This is a genomic window from Streptomyces sp. NPDC052109 (assembly GCF_040680195.1).
Classification (GTDB): Bacteria; Actinomycetota; Actinomycetes; order Streptomycetales; family Streptomycetaceae; genus Streptomyces.
The window spans coordinates 381,162-397,451 of the sequence record NZ_JBFAWF010000004.1; the positions used below are offsets into that span (position 1 = coordinate 381,162).

The following is a 16,290-nucleotide window of genomic DNA, read 5'->3' on the forward strand; positions in this document are numbered from 1 at the left end:
CGCATGGCCGCGATCGATCTCGACACGTATGTGAAGGGTGTGCTCGACGGCAGGCGGGCCCTGGTGGCCCGCGCCATCACGCTCGTCGAGTCCACCCGGCCGCAGCACCGGGCGCTGGCGCAGGAGTTGCTCACCCAGCTGCTTCCGCACAGCGGCCGGGCGCGGCGGATCGGCATCAGCGGGGTGCCGGGGGTCGGCAAGTCGACGTTCATCGACGCGTTCGGCACGCTGCTGACCTCGCTGGGGCATCGCGTCGCCGTCCTCGCCGTGGACCCTTCCTCGACCCGTACCGGCGGCTCCATCCTGGGCGACAAGACCCGGATGGAACGCCTCGCGGTCGACCCGAACGCCTTCGTCCGGCCCTCCCCCAGCGCGGGCACGCTGGGCGGGGTCGCGAAGGCCACCCGGGAGTCGATGGTGGTGATGGAGGCGGCGGGCCACGACGTGATCCTCGTGGAGACCGTCGGCGTGGGCCAGTCGGAGACCGCGGTCGCCGACATGGTCGACTCCTTCCTCCTGCTGACCCTGGCCCGCACCGGCGACCAGCTGCAGGGCATCAAGAAGGGCGTCCTGGAGCTGGCCGACGTGATCGCCGTCAACAAGGCGGACGGTCCGCACGAGCGCGACGCCCGGGCGGCGGCACGGGAGTTGGCGGGCGCGCTCCGGCTGATGCACGGCAAGGAGGCGTTCTGGACGCCGCCGGTGCTCAGTTGCAGCGCCCGCGACTCGACGGGCCTGGAACTGGTGTGGGAGCGCCTCGAACGGCACCGTGCGCTGCTCGACTCCAGCGGTCGGCTGGCCGAGAAGCGGCGCGACCAGCAGGTCGGCTGGACCTGGGCGATGGTCCGCGACGAGCTGCTGGGCCGGCTGCACGCCGCCCCTGCGGTACGCGCGGCCGCTCCGGAGCTCGAACGGCTGGTCCGGGAGGGCCGGTTGACCGCGACGCTGGCGGCCGAGCGCATCCTGGAGGCGTTCGAGGAACGCACGACTCCCCCGGCCGGGGCCTGAGTCCGGCCGGTTCAGCCGGTTCCACCCGGTCCGGCCCGCCGCGTTGCCGAACGCGGCGGGCCGCGCCTCTTCTTCAGTGCCGTGTCTCTCCCCCGGGCGCCGCGCCGCTCCCTCGGCGCCGCGAGGCTCCTTCAGCGCCGCGTCTCGGACAGCCACGACCGGTAGCGGCGCAGCGCGCGGCGCTGGACGAGCTGGTCGGAGACGAGCGCGCGGGCCGGGCGGGTGCCGGTCGCCGGTTCGGCGCCTCGGGCGAGACGGCGCATCTGATGGCGGACCAGCGCCATGCCGGCCGCCGCGGCGAGGGTCTTGTCCGGCCAGGTCACCGCGCGCAGCCGGCCGTCCGCCTCGCGGCCCTCGCGCCAGCGGGCGGGAAGGTCGGGGGTGACCGCGAGGGCGGTACCGAGGCCGAGGAGCGCGACCCCGCCGGCGAGGACCTTCTCGGCGGTCTCCCGTCGGGTGATCCCGCCCGTGAGCATCAGCGGGAGCGGGCTGGTGGCGACCAGGTCCGTGGCCATGTCCAGGAAGTAGGCCTCGCGGGCCCGGGTGCGTGAGTCGGCCGGGCGGCCCGACATGGCCGGGCTCTCGTAGCTGCCGCCGGACAGCTCCACCAGGTCGACACCGAGCGGTTCGAGCAGCGCGATCACCCGGCGTGCGTCGTCGAGATCGAAGCCGCCGCGCTGGAAGTCGGCGGAGTTCAGCTTCACGGCGACGGCGAAGGAGGGCGCCACCCGGGCGCGGACCGCGCGGACGACGTCCAGCAGCATCCGGGCCCGGTTCTCCAGCGGGCCGCCCCAGGCGTCGGTGCGCCGGTTGACCAGCGGAGACAGGAACTGCGACAGCAGATAGCCATGGGCGGCGTGGATCTCCACCCCGTCGAAGCCGGCCCGCTCGGCGCGCGCCGCCGTCACCGCGAACCGCTCCACGGTGGCCTCGATCTGCTCGGCGGTCATGGCGACGGGCCGCCCGAACCGCTTGCTGTGCCTGCCGATGTCGACACCCACGTCGGACGGCCCCCACACCACGCCCGGCATGTCGGCCTGGACCTGCCGGCCGGGGTGGTTGATCTGCATCCACATCGCCGCGCCGCCCGTCCTGCCGGCCTCCGCCCACGCGGTGAACGGCTCCAGCGGCGCCTTCTCGTCGAGCACGATGCCGCCGGGACCGGTCAGTGCCTCGGCGTGCACCATGACGTTGCCGGTGATCAGCAGTCCGGCGCCACCCGTGCCCCAGCGCCGGTACAGCGACAGCAGCCGCCCGTCCGGCGTCTGCCCGGCGCCGGCCATCCCCTCCTCCATGGCCGCCTTGGCGATCCGGTTGCCCAGGACCGCCCCGGAACGCAGGGGCAACGGTGAGAACAACGCACTCGACATCTCGGGACCTCCACTCCCCCGCTAGAATGTATGCACCGCTCACATTAGGGCGGCAATGTAAGCAGCGTCAACTTCATGAGGTGCTCCATGCCGAACCCGAGCGGCCCGTACCATCACGGCGACCTGCGGGCCGGGTGCCTGCGCGCGGCCCGGGAGCTGCTGGAGGAGGACGGCAGCGCGGGGCTCTCCCTGCGCGCGGTGGCCCGCCGGGCCGGTGTCTCTCCCACCGCCCCCTACCGCCACTACGCCGACCGCGAGGCGCTGCTCTCGGCGGTCGCGGCGGAGGGCTACGCCGAACTCGCCGGGTTCCTGGCCGCGGCGCACCCGGCACCGGCGACGCCGGACGATCTGGCGGCAGTCGGCGTCGCCTACGTCCGGTTCGCGCTCGCGCATCCGGCACTGTTCCGGGTGATGTTCGCGGAGCCCTGCGATCCCGCCGACGAGGAGCGCGCCGCCGCGACGGCCGCCGTCTCCGCGTACGTCACGACGCTCGTCCAGCACGCCTTCCCCGGCGCCGCCGACCCCGATGCCCTGGCGACGGCGGTCTGGGCCCTGGTCCACGGCCTGGCGTTCCTGCACCTCGACGGCAAGCTCGACGCCGCCGACCCCGACGCGGTCGACGCCCGGGTCCGCGCCGCCGTCCGCGCGGCGCTCACCACGGCCGGTCCGGACGGCACCTGAGCCCGGCCGGTGTGCCCGGTGCCGCGGTCCGGGGAAGAGCGCCCGGAGCCGCCGGATCCCTCCGCTCCCCGCGGAACACGAGGTGGTGAGGTGGCGGCCGGGCCCACGTGACCCGGGGAGGTCTCCGGGGGCAGGGCGCCACGCTCGACGGCCTCCGGCGTCGCCACGGCCTCGCGCCTGCTCTGGTCGGGGGCGCGCAGACGTCGTCGTGCGTCTGCGTGGCGGTCGGCATCAGCGCATGGGCCGTCGTCGCCCCGTCCCGGCCGAGCCGGCTGCGCGCCGCGCCGACGGGGGCCGGCACCCGCACTCCTCACGGCCACGGACGACAAACCGGCTCGCCACGCCCTCGTCGCCCCGGCGCTCGACCGCCCAGCGGCACCGCCCGGCTACCCCCGCAGCTCCGGCGGCTCCTTGTCCTGCCCGATGTCGGCCTCGACGTCGAAGCCGGCCGGGGAGTGCCCGGACGTCGGATGAGCTATGTCGGCACCGAGATCGAACTTCGCGTTGTCCGCGTCCCGGTCCAGTTCCTCCTCTTCCCTCCGCGCGACGGCCTCCCTGTGGTGCCTGGCCCACCGTGCGGCAATGCGCCGAAGGCCCGCGCCATGGCCCTTGCGGCCCTCCGATTCACTCATGGTCCACATCGTCGGCGCCGCTCCCCGGCCCGGCAACAGCCACCGGCCGGCGAACCCGCGCGCGGGAGCCAGAGCCTGGCTAGGCCCTGAGGAAGGCGGCCAGTGCCGCGGCCGTCTCCTCGGGGGCCTCGACCTGCGGATAGTGGCCGACCTCGGCCAGCACGGCGAACGTCGCGTGCGGGCGTCGCCGGCGGAGGCGGTCCAGGACGTGGGCTCCGCTGACGGGGTCTTCGGGGCCCCAGACGAACAGCAGCGGCCCCTCGTACTGCTCCAGGGACCCGGTCCAGCGGTGGAAGTGGGCGCGGCGGTCGTCGATGTAGCGGAGCAGACGCGGGGCCAGGTGATGGCCCCGCTCGCGGACCACGGACGTCCACATGTCGTGCAGCAGCTCGTCCGGGACGGGTCTGGCCAGGACGCTGCGCAGGTTCGCCGTGAACCTCTTCTCGTCGGTGAGCCGGGCCAGCAGCGGGCCGACGCGGCTGTGGAGGAGGCGCTGCGCCGGGATCGGGCGGTGCAGGTCGGCGTAGAGGCCGCCGTTCAGCAGGGCGGTGCGGGTGATCCGGCCGGGGTCACGAGCCAGCAACTCCTGGGCGACGGAGACGCCGTAGTCGTGGGCGACCAGCGCGGTCTCGCCGATCTCCAGATGCCGCCAGAGGGCTTCGACCAGGTCGGCCTGTTCATGGACGGAGTAGTGGTGGTGACGCGGCTTGGCGCTCTGCCCGAACCCCAGCAGATCGAGGGCGGTCACCCGGCAGCCGGCCGCGACCAGCTCCGGGACGATCATCGCCCAGTCGTGGGAGGAGGTGGGGAAGCCGTGCACCAGCGTCACGGGCCTGCCCGCGCCGTCCTGGCGGACGAACAGGCGGTGCCCGTTGAGTTCGACCGTGGTGCCGCCGGCGGTCCAGTCGGCGAGAGTCGTCGGGGGTCCAGGAGTCATCGAGGGTCTCCGATACCGTTGAGCAGAGCGTTCAGGCCGAAGGCGAACTCCTGGTCGCCGTCGGGGAGGTTGAGCGGCTCGGCGAGTTGCCGGACCACCGGGTACTGCGGCAGCCCGGCGAACAGTTCCGTCATCGCGGTCCGCTCCCCGACGCCGCGCGCCGCGCCACCGGTGCCCAGCAGCGCGGTGCCGATGACGAAGTGGGCGACGGTCAGGTAGATCTGGACGGCCTGCGCCGGCTCCCATCCGGCCCGGATCAGCAGGCCCAGCCCGGTCTCCCGGGCCCGCAGGGCGTTGGGCCCCAGCAGCTGCCCCATGGTCAGCAGCGGAACGACCGCGGGGTGCGCGAGCAGAATCCGCCTGAACTGCCGCGCGCCCTCTTCCAGATCGGCCCGCCACCCTCTGCCGGTCTCCGGCGCCAGGCCCTCGCCCAGCACATGGTCGACGAGTTCCACCAACAGCTCGTCCCTGCTGGCCACGTGCCGGTACAGCGAGGTGTGCCGTACGCCCATCTCCTCGGCCACCCTGCGCATGGTGAGCGCCGCGAGGCCTTCGGCGTCCACGATCTCCAGCGCCACCTGGGTGATCCGCCCGAGCTCGAGGCCGCCCGCCCGTGGCCGCTGCCGCTCCCGCGCCGCGTACCGCCCCCGCCACCATGCCGCCGATCCCGCCCGCATACCGCCACTATGCGTCCACTGGACGCATAGTGGCAAGCACGCGGGGTTCTGCCCAGGGCTACGGCAGCCCCTTGTGACGGAACGCCGCGTTCAGCCGTCGAGCAGGTCCCGTCCGACGTCGGCGAGCGTGGACCGGCCGGCCAGGGCGAGGGTGAGCTCGAGCTCGGCCATCAGGCAACGCAGCACATGCCGTACGCCGTCCTCGCCGGCGAGGCCCAGCCCGTAGGCGTAGGGGCGGCCGATCATGACGGCTTCCGCGCCGAGCGCCAGGGCTTTGGCGACATCGGCGCCCGAGCGGATCCCCGAGTCGAACAGGACGGTGATCCGCGAGCCGACCGCGGAGGCGATCGCGGGCAGCGCCTCCAGGGAGGCGATCGCCCCGTCCACCTGACGGCCCCCGTGGTTGGAGACCACGATCCCGTCCATACCCGCGTCCACGGCGCGGCGGGCGTCGTCGAGGTGCTGGATGCCCTTGAGTACGATCGGGCCGTCCCACTCCTCCCGCAGCCACGCGAGGTCATCCCAAGTAAGGCGGGGATCACCGAAGTTGGCCACCCAGTGCAGCACCGCCCGGTCGCGGTTGTCGTCGGTGACCGGCCCTCCGATCGCCTTTTGGAAGACCGGGTCGCTCCAGTAGTTCTGCACGCCGATCCCCTGGAGGAACGGCAGATAGGCCCGGTCGAGGTCGCGCGGCCGCCACGCCATGGAGAAGGTGTCGAGGGTGACCACCAGGGCGGTGTAACCCGACTCCTTGGCCCGCCGCACGAAACTGGCGGCCAGCTCGCGGTCCTTAGGCCAGTACAGCTGGAACCAGCGCGGCCCGGCCTCGGCGGCGACCTCCTCCATGGTGGTCGAGGCGGCCGTGGAGAGGGTCATCGTGACGCCGAGCGCCTTGGTCGCGCGGGCCACGGCGAGCTCGCCGTCGGGGTGGAGGATCCGCAGCACGCCGACCGGGCCGACGATCACCGGGGCGGGCATCTCCGTCCCGAGGACGGTGGTCGAGAGATCGCGGTCGGCGACGTCGCGGAGCATGCGCGGCACGATCTTCCACCGGTCGAAGGCGGCGAGGTTGGCCCTGGCCGTCCGCTCGGCCCCGGCCGCCCCCGCCACATACCCGTGAGCCTGCGGTGTCAGCCGCGCCCGCGCCACCTCCTCCAGCCGGTGCAGATCGGTCGGAAGCTCCGGGACGACCTCACCGAGGCCGGCCAGGTAGATCTCGTTCTGGAAATCCGCGAGGGACAAGAGGGCTCCTTGGGGCTCCCTGGGCAAGGCCGACGAGCAGGACACGGCCACTATGCGTCCACTGGACGCATGGCACAAGGGCCCTGCCCCCACCCCGTCGGCGGCTGCGAGCCGGGCTGCTGGGCCGACCTGGTCCGGGGCCTGGGGTCCCCACCAGGTGCCGTCGGAGCGGTGGAGTGCGGCGGAGTGCCACGGCGTGGTCCAGGCGTCAGGGGCGTCGAGGAGCCCGCTGCCGAACTTCGGCGCACCGGTGGGCTGTCGGGGGGACGGACAGGCGTACGGCGCGCGGGTGCTGTGCGGCGATCAGGGCACCCCGGGCCCGGCTGCGTCGGATGACGCCCTAGGTGTTCTGTCCACGGAGGTTGGTGACGCAGTTCTCGGCTGAGAGATCTTGAAATGGGTGAGGGCCTTCTGGCCTGGTGTGGATTGCGACATCTGCACCAGCGACCAGAAAGGCCCTCGTGCCCCACCGTAATGCACCCCTGACCGAGACCGGCCGTCTGCGCCTGGCCCGCTGCGTGGTCGAGGAGGGCTGGGCCGTGCGCCGGGCCGCCGAACGCTTCCAGGTCTCGCCCACCACGGCTCAGCGGTGGGCCGACCGCTACCGGCAGTTCGGCGAGGCGGGGATGCGCGACCGTTCCTCCCGACCGCGCACAAGCCCGCGTCGCACCCCGACCCGCACCGAACGCCGCATCATCAAGGTCCGCGTCCTGCGCCGGTGGGGACCGGCCCGCATCGCACACAACAGGAACGACGCGACACCTTCCCCGCATGGCTGCACACCTACAATCACCACCGCGGACACACCGCGCTCAAGGGCCAACCACCCGCCAGCCGCGTCCCCAACCTCACGGGTCAGTACACCTAGGCACGTCGCCGGCAGGCGCGCTGGAGGGCGGAACGGGCGCCCGTCCAGTCGGCGGTGTCCTCGACCAGGAAGAGGGTGATGCCCCGTAGAGGGCGAGGGTGTGGCCGTCGGCGCGGACCCCGGCGCGCAGCGTGTCCAGGGCGGGCGCGTAGCGGTCCTGGACGTGAGCACCCGCCTGCTCGACCGCTCCTCACGGCACGCCGAACTCACGGACGCGGGAGCCGAGTTCCCGGAGCACACCGAGCGGGTCCTCGCGATCACGGACCAGGCCCTCGCCGTCGCCGGTCGCCGCGTCGCCCTGCGGTTCGGCTTCGGCGCGGCCGCTGCCGGATCCCTGGGCGCAGCGGACCGTCAGCCGCTTCGGGGAGCGCACCGGAGCGACGCTCGCCCCGACCCGGACTCCCGGGGCCGCGTCGGCTTCAGGCCTCTCAGGCAGGCACCCAGTGCGACAGTGAGAGCGGCAGCACCGTAGGCCCATGCCTGCAAAGGGAACCCGGGCAACAGCCGCCCGGCGAGGTAGAGGACCGTGCCGGCCACGGTGACGGCGAGCCACTCCCAGCGGCCGTCCAGGGCTGCGAGGGCGATGACGAGCAGGGAGTACCAGGGGTAGCTGGGCGAGAACAGCAGCAGGGCCGTGCCGGTCACAAGGAGGGCACCGCACCAGGGGCGTGCCGGGTCGCCCCGCCACCACACGAACAGGGCCGTCAGCGCGAGCAGGACGACAGCGGCGATTCCGGCGGCCGAGTCCGGCAGGACCAGCCGTAGCAGGGCGAAGCGGCGTACGCTGCCGGGTTCGTAGCCCTCCTCGTTCAGGTAGCCGGGGAGATAGCCGAGGACGCCGGTGCCGGAGAGCAGGACGTAGGGCAGGTAGGCGAGCGCGACCGCGCCCAGCGCGGCCGCCGCCACGCTCCCGGTGCGTCGCGCGCTGCGCTGTCCGGACAGGGCGCCGGGCAGCGCGAGCACGGGCAGCAGTTTGACCGCGACGGCCGCGCCGAGCAGGGCGCCGCGACGCGCCCCGGCGGTGGCGGTGCCGAGTGCCAGCACGGTGAGCAGGACGCCGAGGGTGTCGATGTGGGCGTTGTTGACGGCCTCGAAGGGGACGGCCGGGCACCAGCCCCACAGTGCGGCCCGGGCAGGGGCCCGTTGCGGGTCGCCGCGTCGCCGCAGGACGGCGAGGAGGGCGACGGTGGTGCCGAACGCCAGTACCGCGCCGCCCACTTGGAGCGGCTTGTGCCGAGTGCCAGGTGGCGACAGGGCGTGGACGGCGAAGAACCAGCCCTCCGCGACGGGCGGGTAGATCGTCGGCACGGTGGGCCGGTTGATGCGGACGCACGCCCCGCTGTCGGTGCGCCTCAGCCCCCAGCCGTCGCAGGCTCCACGGGTGGGAAACAGCCACTCGTCCCGCAGACGGGCGAGCTGGGGGGCGGCCGGCGGGTGGGCGTAGGGGGAGATGCCGGCCGCCTGCACGCGGCCGTCCCAGGCGTAGCGGTACATGTCGTCGCTGGTGCGGGGCGGTGCCGCCAGGCCGGAGAGCGCGACCGCGGCCGAGCCCGCGAGCACCAGGAGGGCCGCGGCGCGCACGGGTACCTTGCGCACGGCCCAGGCCCCGGCGGCGAACAGTGCCCAGGCGATGGCGTATCCCACGAGCAGGCGGCCGGGGGCGCTCTGGTTGTCGCCGGCGTGGAGGGTGCCGATGACCACTGCGCAGAGCGCGACGAGCACCGCCACCGTCAGGGTGGTACGCGTACGGCCGGCGCGGCGGTTCACCGGCTCTGCGGGCAAGTCGGGCGACGGCTCAGCGGGCCGGGACGCCGACCGACGCGTTGGGGCGCTGTCGGTCATGAGTGGTGGGGCCTTTCGGTGATCGGGGGCCGCGCGTCGGGGTGATCCGCGCGCCGTCGGCGCAGTTCCACGAACGGGCGTCCCTCGGCCGTCCACCTGCCGGTCAGGACCCAGCCGGCGGAGTCTGCGGCGTACAGGAGCGCGGTGGTGCCGAGCCTGGCCCAGGGGAACGGCCGCCCGTGGTGACCGTGGGCGTCCTCGACGCGCACGGTGAGGCGCTGGTCCACGTCCTGCGGGGCGGCTTCGGCCAGCAGGAGCCCACCGGGGGCGACGAGTTCGCGCATGCGGCGGAGCAGGGCGACGGGATCGCCGCCGATGCCGATGTTGCCGTCCATCAGCAGCACGGTGCGCCAGCGGCCTTCGCCCGGGAGTCGGTCGAAGGCCGACCGCTGGATGGCGGCGCCACCACTGCGCCGGGTGCGCTTCACGGCATCCCGGCTGAGATCCACGCCCAACGCCCGTACGCCGCGGGCGGCCAACGCGGCCACCATGCGTCCCGGTCCGCAACCCACGTCCAGGACAGAGCCCGTACATCGGCGCAGCACGCTCGTGTCCGCCGCATCGGCCGGTGCACACCAACGCTCCACGTCCAGCGGCAGCACGTGCTCCTCGCCGAACCCGTCGGGCGGGTCAGGGTGTGACAGACGGCGCAGGAACAGCGGGCCGCGTCCGGTGCGCAGAGCGTGGGCATAGGGATCGTCGATCCACGGGGTGCCCGGTCCCACGGGCGCGGTGGGGCGTACGGGGAGCGTCGGCATGTGGTCCCTGGCCACGGCTACCGTGGGGCTCTGCGCCCGGGAGTCCGCCCTGGCCGGCTCCGGCCGCTTGGCCAGGGCGGGGTCGATGCCGACCGCCGTCCCGCTCATCGGACCACCTCCGCCATCGAGTTGAGGACGGTGGCGAAGCGGGAGCCCCGTGCGCAGCGGTCGGCGACCGCGACGGCGTCGGCTGCGGTGTCCACGTCGCGCAGTACCGGCAGGTCGGTGACGGCGAGGCCTGCCTCGGCCAGGCGGCTGCGCTGGATCGCGCCCGTGCGGTCCGTCGACATCGGCACCCCGCGGACCACGGCACCGGCCCGGGCGGGATCGGCGAGGCCCAGTGCCCAGAAGCCGCCGTCAGCGGCCGGACCGAACCAGGCATCGCGGCCGTCCCGGCCGACGTCGGCGATCATGCCGACGGTCAGCTGCGGGGTGTCCATACCGACCAGGAGCGTCGGACCGTCACAGTGGGCGAAGGCGGCGACGATCCGCTCGTCCAGGTCGCCGGGGCTCTGAGGTACGACCTCGTAGCCGGGGGGCAACCAGGGGCCGGGGGCGCCCTCGAGAGCGAGGACGCGACGGCGTGCGGGCGCTCGCAGCAGGGTGTGGAGCGTGTCGGTAAGGGCGGCCTCGGCCAGGGTGGCGGCTTCCCGGGGTGTGCACGGCGGGGTGAGCCGGGTCTTGACGCGGCCGGGCACGGGTTCCTTGGCGATCACCAACAGGGTCACCGGGGGCGGGGGGTTCATCGTCCGCCTCCCCGCACTCCGACGACGGCGGTCGTGCCGGCGGGCGTCTCGGCGAGCACGGCACGCATGTCGTGCACCGCCTGCCAGGTGCCTCGCGAGGTGCCGGTGACTTTGGAGCGGCCGGTGCGCGGGTGGTAGGGCACGTCCGTCTCGCGCACCCGCCGGCCGGCGTGGGCGCCGCGCACCACCATGTGCAGCGGGTATCCGGAGCGCCGGTCGGTCAGGTCCAGGGCGAGCAGGGCCTCGCGGCGCACGGCGCGCATCGGGCCGAGGTCGTGCAGGCGCACCCCGGTGCGCCTGTGGACGCGCCGGGCCAGCTCCAGGCCGGCCAGGCGGGCGTGCACAGGCCACGCCTCGGGGGTCGTGGGGCGCCGCCGGCCCAGCACCAGAGCGGCGGTCCTGTCGAGCACGGGCGCGGCGATGTCCGGCAGCAGGGCGGGGTCGAGGGAGGCGTCGCAGTCGCAGAAGCAGACGACGTCGGCGGTGGCGGCCGTCAGGCCGGCGTGGCAGGCGGCGCCGAAGCCGCGCACCGGCTCGGTCACCACGTGGGCGCCGAGTGCGCGGGCGATGTCCGCCGAGCCGTCGGTGGAACCGTTGTCGATCACGATGGCGCGCCGGCCGGGCGGGATCCGGTCGGGCACCCACGGCGGGGCCTCGGCCTCGTCCAGACAGGGCAGCACGTCGACCCGGGCAGGAGAAGAGGGGGAAGTCTCGATCACCCCACTCACCCTACGAACACAAAAGGAACATAAGGGACTTGGCGTCCTTACGGATCTCTGACGTCGGTGGCGGCCCTTACGGATCTCTGACGTTCGCCGCCCCTCCCCCTGACAGCCGAGGGGCGAGATCCGCCTGCCGGCAGCCGGCGGGGTGCGTAAGGCACCCGTAAGACACGGTCGTCACGAAGGTGGACGCCGTCTGCCGCGACGGACCCCCTTCGCCACCACCAGCAGAACCGTGACCGTGGCCACGCCCACCAGGGTCAGCAACCAGTTGCGCGGGTAGTCGAGCGGCAGCACCGTCGGGTTGGCCCGCGGCCCCGGCCGAAGCAGCACCGGCAACGCCACCGCGGTCAGGGCACCCCCGGTGAGCAGCGCCCCGCGGATCGGCCCCCGCACTCCGCCGCGGACCAGCACCAGCCCGACGAGCAGCACCAGCGGCGCGATCAGCGCGTCGTGCAGCACGACCGCCCCGCCGAGCCACTCCAGCACACCCCTCAGGTCCTGCTGCCTGTCCAGCAGCAGGGACACGCCGACACCCATCAGCGCCAGCCCGGCGATGCCGGCCAGCGCTCGCAGCACGTTGAGCCTCATGACAGCACCTCCAGCCGGCCGACCCACTTGGTCTGCAGTACGCCCGGACGGTTCGGAGCGATCAGGCGCACCGGGTAACCGTGGTCGGGCGACAGTTCCTGACCGTTCAGCCGCAGTGCGAGCAGGGTCAGCGGGTCCCGGGCGTGCTCATGGCCCATCTCGGAGACCCGGTAGCCGCCCCGGGTCTGCAACGACACCACTCGTACCCGCGCGTGGGCCGGGGCTCCCACCCGCTCCAGCAGGTCCACGACGCGCACGCCCGTCCAGTGCGCCGACTTGCTCCAGCCCTCCACGCAGGCGATCGGCAGCTCGACCTCGTGCTGGGGCAGTGCGCGCATGTCGTCCAACGTCAGCGTGTACGGCCGCGGTCCGGCCACGGTCAGGCGGTAGCGCTCGGCGTGGACGAGGCCGACGCCGGCCGCGGCCGCGGTCCGGTTGACCGGCAGGCCCTCGGGACCGTGGTCAGGGTGTCGGGGTGCGAGGAGGGTGAGGTCCTTCAACGGGGTGAAGGACTGCCCCACCGTGGTCACGGTGACGGCTCCGACCGCCGCTGCCACCGCCGCCAACAGGGAACGTCGATCGGGGCCGTCCTCCGCCGGAAGCGCCAGCGTGCCCGGCGAGCGACGGCTCCAGTGTGCCGCGATCTCGGGTGCCTTGACCGCGATGTGCAGTACCAGCGCTCCTACGAGCAGCCATGCCACGGCGTAGTGCACCTCCACGAAGGAGAAGGGCCACGGGTACCACTGGGCGGTGTTCAGCAGGCCGGTCGCCGGCTCGAAGAGGGCCGCCGCGACCAGGACGGCCACCGACAGCCGTTCCAGGGCGTGCCGCACCGAGCGCACCGGGGGCCACTCGAACAGCCGGGGATACACCGTCCACAACTTGGCCGGCAGCAGGGGGATCGCCGCGATACCGGAAGCGACGTGGAGCCCCTGCGTGAACCGGTAGCCCCACACCGGGCGGCTCGGCAGCTCGCCCGCGAGCCATCCCGGCGGGTGCTGCATGAAGTGGCTGATCAAGCCGGTGCAGAAGCACACCGCGAGCGCCAGGCCGAGCCACCGCCCGATCGAGGTCGCCGTGCGGGCGTCGTGCAGCCTGCCCTTGAACGCGGGCGGAAAGAAGCGCGATCTCATGCCCTCCATCCCAGCCGGGAGAACGCCGCCACGGAACGTCCGACCGCCTTACGGAACAGGGACGTCTTGCGGCCGGGGGGCACGCGCAGCGCCCGCGGAACCCCACCCGTCGCCGTCCTGGCCACTGCGGCGAAGCCGCTGCCTTCTCACTCGATGCGGACAGACCTTCCTTCCGCATGTCTGCGGTGGGGTCGCGGTGTCCTCGTGGAGCGCCCGGCGACGCCTGAGCCCGCCCCACCCGCCTCGCGGAGGGCAGCGACGTCGCGCAGGGGAGCAGGTCAGGATCCGGCTCGGCCGACCGCTGTCCCGCCGGCTTCCGTCACTGCGGGGCCCGCGTCAGGGCGGTCACACGTTGGCTCCCGGTGGGCGAGGGCGGCAAAGCAGCGGTGCCCGCTCGTCCACTGATCGATGACGCCGAGGGCGAGGTCGGCGGCGATCCTGTGGAGCGCCCGCCGTCCGAGCCGTGCCCAGGGAAAGAACGGACCGCTCCGGCCCTGGAGGTCCTCGAACCGGGCGCTGCACAGCTCTTCGACGTCGCCGGCTTCAACCTCGACGACGAGGCACCCGGTGGGAGCGATGAGGCCGCCGCAGCGGCGCAGCAGGCCATGAGGGTCGCCTCCGATGCCGATGTTGCCGTCGATGAGCAGCACCGTCTGCCAGCCCCTCTCGGCCGGCAGCCGGTCGAAGACCGACCGGCACAGTGCGAGCCCGCCCAGCGCGGTGGTCAGTGCGACCGCGCGAGGCGTGATGTCGACCCCGAGGGCGAAGACTCCCCGGCTCAGGAGTGCTCTGCACATGCGGCCCGGGCCGCAGCCGACATCGAGGACGGGGCCGACGCAGCGTTCCAGTACGGTCTTGTCGGCCACCGTGGGCTGCTCGTGCCAGCGGTGCACCGGCATCCGGATCCGGCGCCCGTCGGCCAGCCGTAGGTACACCGGTGCACGGCCGGGTCGCAGGGCGAGCGCGTAGGGGTCCTCGTCGGCGTCGTACAGCTCGTCCTCGTCCGTCGTCACGGTGCTGCGCCCTGCCCCGCGGCGGGTCGGCTCTCGCCGCCGCGGCCGGCCCGGCGCACGCGGCGCAGTCTCACCGCGAAGACCACCGCGGAGGCCGCGAAGAGCACGCCGGTGATCGCCAGCCATCGACCGAGGTAGACGCTGTCGGACAGCCCGGTGTCTCCGGGGTAGGGGACCGCCAGGCGGAAGACGAGGGGAAACCACACCAGCAGGAGCAGACCTGACAGGAAGGCGGGAACGCGCAGGTAGTTGGTCCACGGCACCGTCGGTCTGCCGGCGGCCCGGTGCCGCAGTACAGAGAGGGCCGACAGGTCGGCCAGCGAGTACAGGGGCAGCAGGATGAGGTCGTGGAGGATCGCCGCGCCCACGAACCAGATCGCCACTTGCCAGGGCTGGACGGCGAACAGGCTCAGCATGGCGTAGCCGGTCAGGGCGAACGAGGCGATCAGGACGAGCAGGTGGAGAGGGCCGGAGCCGTACCAGCGGATGAATGGAGCCATGGTCACGCCCTGAAGGTGAGCCGGTGGACCCACTTGGTGTTGTTCACGCCGGGGTTGGCCGGGACGATGACGCGGGCCGGGTAGCCGTGGTCGAGTGAGAGGGCCGCGCCGTTGACGCGGAGTGCGAGCAGCGCTCGAGGATCGTGGATCTGGTTGCCCCGCAGCACCACCCGGGTGAAGGGGCCGGGGGGCTGGATGGACTGGACCAGGACGCTCTCCGCGTCGGGCAGTCCGGCCAGGGCGGCGAGGTCGGCCAGCCGTAGGCCGCTCCAGTGCTGGTCCTCGGTGGACCATCCCTCCACGCAGGCGATCGGCAGTGCGGCGGCGTGCTGGGGCATCGCCAGGAGCTGCTCGCGGGTGAAGACCCGTGGCGTTCCGCGTCCGTGCACCTCCAGCCGCCAGTCGGGGCCGACGAGCGCGGGGGTGACGCCGACTTTCGCCGCCGTCTTGTTGATCTGGAAGCTGTTCGGGCCGCTGCCCGGATCGCGGTTGTGCGGTGCGAGCAGCGCGGTGGCGCGCAGCCGTCCGCCGATGCTCTGTCCGGCGGTCACGACGAGGAGGAGCAGCGATCCCGCGCCCACCATGCCCACCGCGCCGCGCCGGGTCATCGTGGGCGGGGCGGGAGAGGCCGCCACCAGGCCGTCGGGATCAGGGGGTTCGGGCACGGTGTGGGCGAGGTCGGTGCGCAGTTCGGCGCGCAGGCTGCGCGAGCGCAGGGCCCGCGTCATCCGGCCGAGTCTGAGGCACACGTGGACGACGAAGGCGGCGATGAAGACCCAGGCGCCATAGAAGTGCAGGCGGTAGAACGAGCCCGGGAAGACGTAGTAGAGCTGGATGTTGAGGATGCCGGTGACGAACTCGAAGATGACGCCGCCGACCAGCATCAGCAGGGACAGTCTCTCCAGGCCGTGGGCGACGGAGCGTACCGGCAGCCATTCGAACAGCTTCGGGATCACCGACCACAGCTTGGCCAGCAGGACCGGCACCAGCACCACGCCCAGCGTCACGTGCACGCCCTGGAGCAGTCGGTAGAGCCAGTACGGGTGCGTCGGCCAGGCGAAGAGGTAGAAACCCAGCACGCCCTTGTCGGGGGTCTCGTCGTTGAGGGGGCCGAGCCCGGGGTTGTAGGAGGCGTAGGAGAGCAGTCCGGTGACGAACAGCAGCGGAATGCCGATCAGGAGGACCAGGCCGAACACCGAGGTCAGCCAAGGCCCGCGGATCGGACTGCGCCAGAATCCGGGACGGAACGGCCCCGGGGGCGGGGGCAGCTGCCCGGCACGCTGCGCCGTTGCACGGGTCCGCGCACGGCCCGCGGCGGCGGCGGCGGTCACAGCGCCGCGTACGCGCTTCAGCCGCTTCGGCGCCGGCGTCTCTTGCGGTCTCCGGCGTCGCGACCCGCCGGTCGGGGCCGAACCCGGTGACCGTCCGCCACTAGCCATCGGCCGTCTCCTCCAGTCTTCGAGCCGCGCTCGCGAAAGGACGGCCCCCGATGCCACGACCCGTACCGGGCAAACAGGACACCTACAAGCTGGCACAGGTCCGGTGGGCTGTCCGTGCCCGAGGTGCAAGC

At 73.4% G+C, this 16,290-nt stretch carries 17 protein-coding genes and 3 pseudogenes; 3 read left to right on the forward strand and 17 right to left on the reverse strand.

Features of this window, described 5'->3' with window-relative positions:
• The first annotated feature begins 3 nt into the window (after positions 1-3).
• Positions 4-1,008: a methylmalonyl Co-A mutase-associated GTPase MeaB gene (gene meaB / locus AB0L59_RS12655; RefSeq protein WP_365582114.1), complete on the forward strand. Its 1,005-nt coding sequence runs from the start codon at positions 4-6 to the stop codon at positions 1,006-1,008.
• A gap of 131 nt (positions 1,009-1,139) precedes the next feature.
• Here meaB and AB0L59_RS12660 read toward each other — a convergent pair whose 3' ends face one another.
• A complete protein-coding gene (locus AB0L59_RS12660; RefSeq protein ID WP_365582116.1) occupies positions 1,140-2,378 on the reverse strand; it encodes an NADH:flavin oxidoreductase/NADH oxidase family protein in 1,239 nt (412 codons plus the stop codon).
• Between the two features lie 87 nt (positions 2,379-2,465).
• On the opposite strand from AB0L59_RS12660, the gene AB0L59_RS12665 reads away from it, so the two are divergent.
• Positions 2,466-3,059 carry a TetR/AcrR family transcriptional regulator gene (locus AB0L59_RS12665; RefSeq protein ID WP_365582117.1) on the forward strand — a complete coding sequence of 198 codons (594 nt, stop codon included), beginning with the start codon at positions 2,466-2,468 and terminating at the stop codon, positions 3,057-3,059.
• A 386-nt stretch (positions 3,060-3,445) separates the two neighbouring features.
• Here AB0L59_RS12665 and AB0L59_RS12670 read toward each other — a convergent pair whose 3' ends face one another.
• The 5 genes and pseudogenes from AB0L59_RS12670 to AB0L59_RS12690 form a co-directional block, all read right to left on the reverse strand.
• Positions 3,446-3,691, reverse strand: a complete 246-nt coding sequence (locus tag AB0L59_RS12670) for a hypothetical protein (RefSeq protein WP_365582119.1) — start codon at positions 3,689-3,691, stop codon at positions 3,446-3,448.
• A 79-nt stretch (positions 3,692-3,770) separates the two neighbouring features.
• Positions 3,771-4,628: an alpha/beta hydrolase gene (locus AB0L59_RS12675; protein WP_365582121.1), complete on the reverse strand. Its 858-nt coding sequence runs from the start codon at positions 4,626-4,628 to the stop codon at positions 3,771-3,773.
• On the reverse strand, positions 4,625-5,305 hold the full coding sequence (locus AB0L59_RS12680; RefSeq protein ID WP_365582122.1) for a TetR/AcrR family transcriptional regulator C-terminal domain-containing protein: 681 nt from the start codon (positions 5,303-5,305) through the stop codon (positions 4,625-4,627). Before AB0L59_RS12680 ends, AB0L59_RS12675 begins: the two co-directional genes overlap by 4 nt.
• Positions 5,306-5,395: 90 nt before the next feature.
• Positions 5,396-6,547: a lactate 2-monooxygenase gene (locus AB0L59_RS12685; protein ID WP_365582124.1), complete on the reverse strand. Its 1,152-nt coding sequence runs from the start codon at positions 6,545-6,547 to the stop codon at positions 5,396-5,398.
• 153 nt (positions 6,548-6,700) lie between these two features.
• A pseudogene (locus tag AB0L59_RS12690) lies at positions 6,701-6,887 on the reverse strand (L-tyrosine/L-tryptophan isonitrile synthase family protein); the annotation flags it as partial.
• 121 nt (positions 6,888-7,008) lie between these two features.
• On the opposite strand from AB0L59_RS12690, the pseudogene AB0L59_RS12695 reads away from it, so the two are divergent.
• Positions 7,009-7,287, forward strand: a pseudogene (locus tag AB0L59_RS12695) (leucine zipper domain-containing protein); the annotation flags it as partial.
• Positions 7,288-7,397: 110 nt separating this feature from the next.
• Here AB0L59_RS12695 and AB0L59_RS12700 read toward each other — a convergent pair.
• From AB0L59_RS12700 to AB0L59_RS12750, 11 genes and pseudogenes are all read right to left on the reverse strand, one after another.
• Positions 7,398-7,584: pseudogene (locus tag AB0L59_RS12700) on the reverse strand (pyoverdine biosynthesis protein PvcA); the annotation flags it as partial.
• A 21-nt stretch (positions 7,585-7,605) separates the two neighbouring features.
• The gene (locus AB0L59_RS12705; protein WP_365582126.1) at positions 7,606-7,788 is read right to left on the reverse strand and encodes a hypothetical protein; all 183 of its coding nucleotides are present in this window, start codon (positions 7,786-7,788) and stop codon (positions 7,606-7,608) included.
• Entirely contained in the window at positions 7,767-9,143 is a 1,377-nt protein-coding gene (locus AB0L59_RS12710; RefSeq protein ID WP_365582128.1) for a glycosyltransferase 87 family protein, read from the reverse strand. Before AB0L59_RS12710 ends, AB0L59_RS12705 begins: the two co-directional genes overlap by 22 nt.
• A 110-nt stretch (positions 9,144-9,253) precedes the next feature.
• Complete coding sequence (locus AB0L59_RS12715) at positions 9,254-10,015, reverse strand: class I SAM-dependent methyltransferase (protein WP_365582204.1); 762 nt, start codon at positions 10,013-10,015, stop codon at positions 9,254-9,256.
• A gap of 104 nt (positions 10,016-10,119) precedes the next feature.
• Positions 10,120-10,761 carry a DUF2064 domain-containing protein gene (locus AB0L59_RS12720; RefSeq protein WP_365582130.1) on the reverse strand — a complete coding sequence of 214 codons (642 nt, stop codon included), beginning with the start codon at positions 10,759-10,761 and terminating at the stop codon, positions 10,120-10,122.
• Positions 10,758-11,480, reverse strand: coding sequence for a glycosyltransferase family 2 protein (locus tag AB0L59_RS12725; protein WP_365582132.1), 723 nt, complete (start codon positions 11,478-11,480; stop codon positions 10,758-10,760). Before AB0L59_RS12725 ends, AB0L59_RS12720 begins: the two co-directional genes overlap by 4 nt.
• Before the next feature lie 180 nt (positions 11,481-11,660).
• The gene (locus AB0L59_RS12730; RefSeq protein WP_365582133.1) at positions 11,661-12,074 is read right to left on the reverse strand and encodes a hypothetical protein; all 414 of its coding nucleotides are present in this window, start codon (positions 12,072-12,074) and stop codon (positions 11,661-11,663) included.
• On the reverse strand, positions 12,071-13,216 hold the full coding sequence (locus AB0L59_RS12735) for a molybdopterin-dependent oxidoreductase (protein ID WP_365582134.1): 1,146 nt from the start codon (positions 13,214-13,216) through the stop codon (positions 12,071-12,073). Before AB0L59_RS12735 ends, AB0L59_RS12730 begins: the two co-directional genes overlap by 4 nt.
• A 269-nt stretch (positions 13,217-13,485) precedes the next feature.
• Positions 13,486-14,220, reverse strand: a complete 735-nt coding sequence (locus AB0L59_RS12740) for a class I SAM-dependent methyltransferase (RefSeq protein ID WP_365582136.1) — start codon at positions 14,218-14,220, stop codon at positions 13,486-13,488.
• The gene (locus tag AB0L59_RS12745; protein ID WP_365582206.1) at positions 14,217-14,720 is read right to left on the reverse strand and encodes a hypothetical protein; all 504 of its coding nucleotides are present in this window, start codon (positions 14,718-14,720) and stop codon (positions 14,217-14,219) included. Before AB0L59_RS12745 ends, AB0L59_RS12740 begins: the two co-directional genes overlap by 4 nt.
• A 2-nt stretch (positions 14,721-14,722) precedes the next feature.
• The gene (locus AB0L59_RS12750; RefSeq protein ID WP_365582138.1) at positions 14,723-16,159 is read right to left on the reverse strand and encodes a molybdopterin-dependent oxidoreductase; all 1,437 of its coding nucleotides are present in this window, start codon (positions 16,157-16,159) and stop codon (positions 14,723-14,725) included.
• Between the last annotated feature and the right edge of the window lie 131 nt (positions 16,160-16,290).

What these genes read in the sequence shown, in the direction of transcription:
- AB0L59_RS12680 (WP_365582122.1), bottom strand. Translation starts at nt 5,305, where the DNA reads ATGCGGGCGGGATCGGCGGCATGGTGGCGGGGGCGGTACGCGGCGCGG.
- AB0L59_RS12745 (WP_365582206.1), bottom strand. Translation starts at nt 14,720, where the DNA reads ATGGCTCCATTCATCCGCTGGTACGGCTCCGGCCCTCTCCACCTGCTC.
- meaB (WP_365582114.1), top strand. Translation starts at nt 4, where the DNA reads ATGGCCGCGATCGATCTCGACACGTATGTGAAGGGTGTGCTCGACGGC.
- AB0L59_RS12670 (WP_365582119.1), bottom strand. Translation starts at nt 3,691, where the DNA reads ATGAGTGAATCGGAGGGCCGCAAGGGCCATGGCGCGGGCCTTCGGCGC.
- AB0L59_RS12665 (WP_365582117.1), top strand. Translation starts at nt 2,466, where the DNA reads ATGCCGAACCCGAGCGGCCCGTACCATCACGGCGACCTGCGGGCCGGG.
- AB0L59_RS12730 (WP_365582133.1), bottom strand. Translation starts at nt 12,074, where the DNA reads ATGAGGCTCAACGTGCTGCGAGCGCTGGCCGGCATCGCCGGGCTGGCG.
- AB0L59_RS12675 (WP_365582121.1), bottom strand. Translation starts at nt 4,628, where the DNA reads ATGACTCCTGGACCCCCGACGACTCTCGCCGACTGGACCGCCGGCGGC.
- AB0L59_RS12660 (WP_365582116.1), bottom strand. Translation starts at nt 2,378, where the DNA reads ATGTCGAGTGCGTTGTTCTCACCGTTGCCCCTGCGTTCCGGGGCGGTC.
- AB0L59_RS12715 (WP_365582204.1), bottom strand. Translation starts at nt 10,015, where the DNA reads ATGCCGACGCTCCCCGTACGCCCCACCGCGCCCGTGGGACCGGGCACC.
- AB0L59_RS12735 (WP_365582134.1), bottom strand. Translation starts at nt 13,216, where the DNA reads ATGGAGGGCATGAGATCGCGCTTCTTTCCGCCCGCGTTCAAGGGCAGG.
- AB0L59_RS12750 (WP_365582138.1), bottom strand. Translation starts at nt 16,159, where the DNA reads ATGGCTAGTGGCGGACGGTCACCGGGTTCGGCCCCGACCGGCGGGTCG.
- AB0L59_RS12720 (WP_365582130.1), bottom strand. Translation starts at nt 10,761, where the DNA reads ATGAACCCCCCGCCCCCGGTGACCCTGTTGGTGATCGCCAAGGAACCC.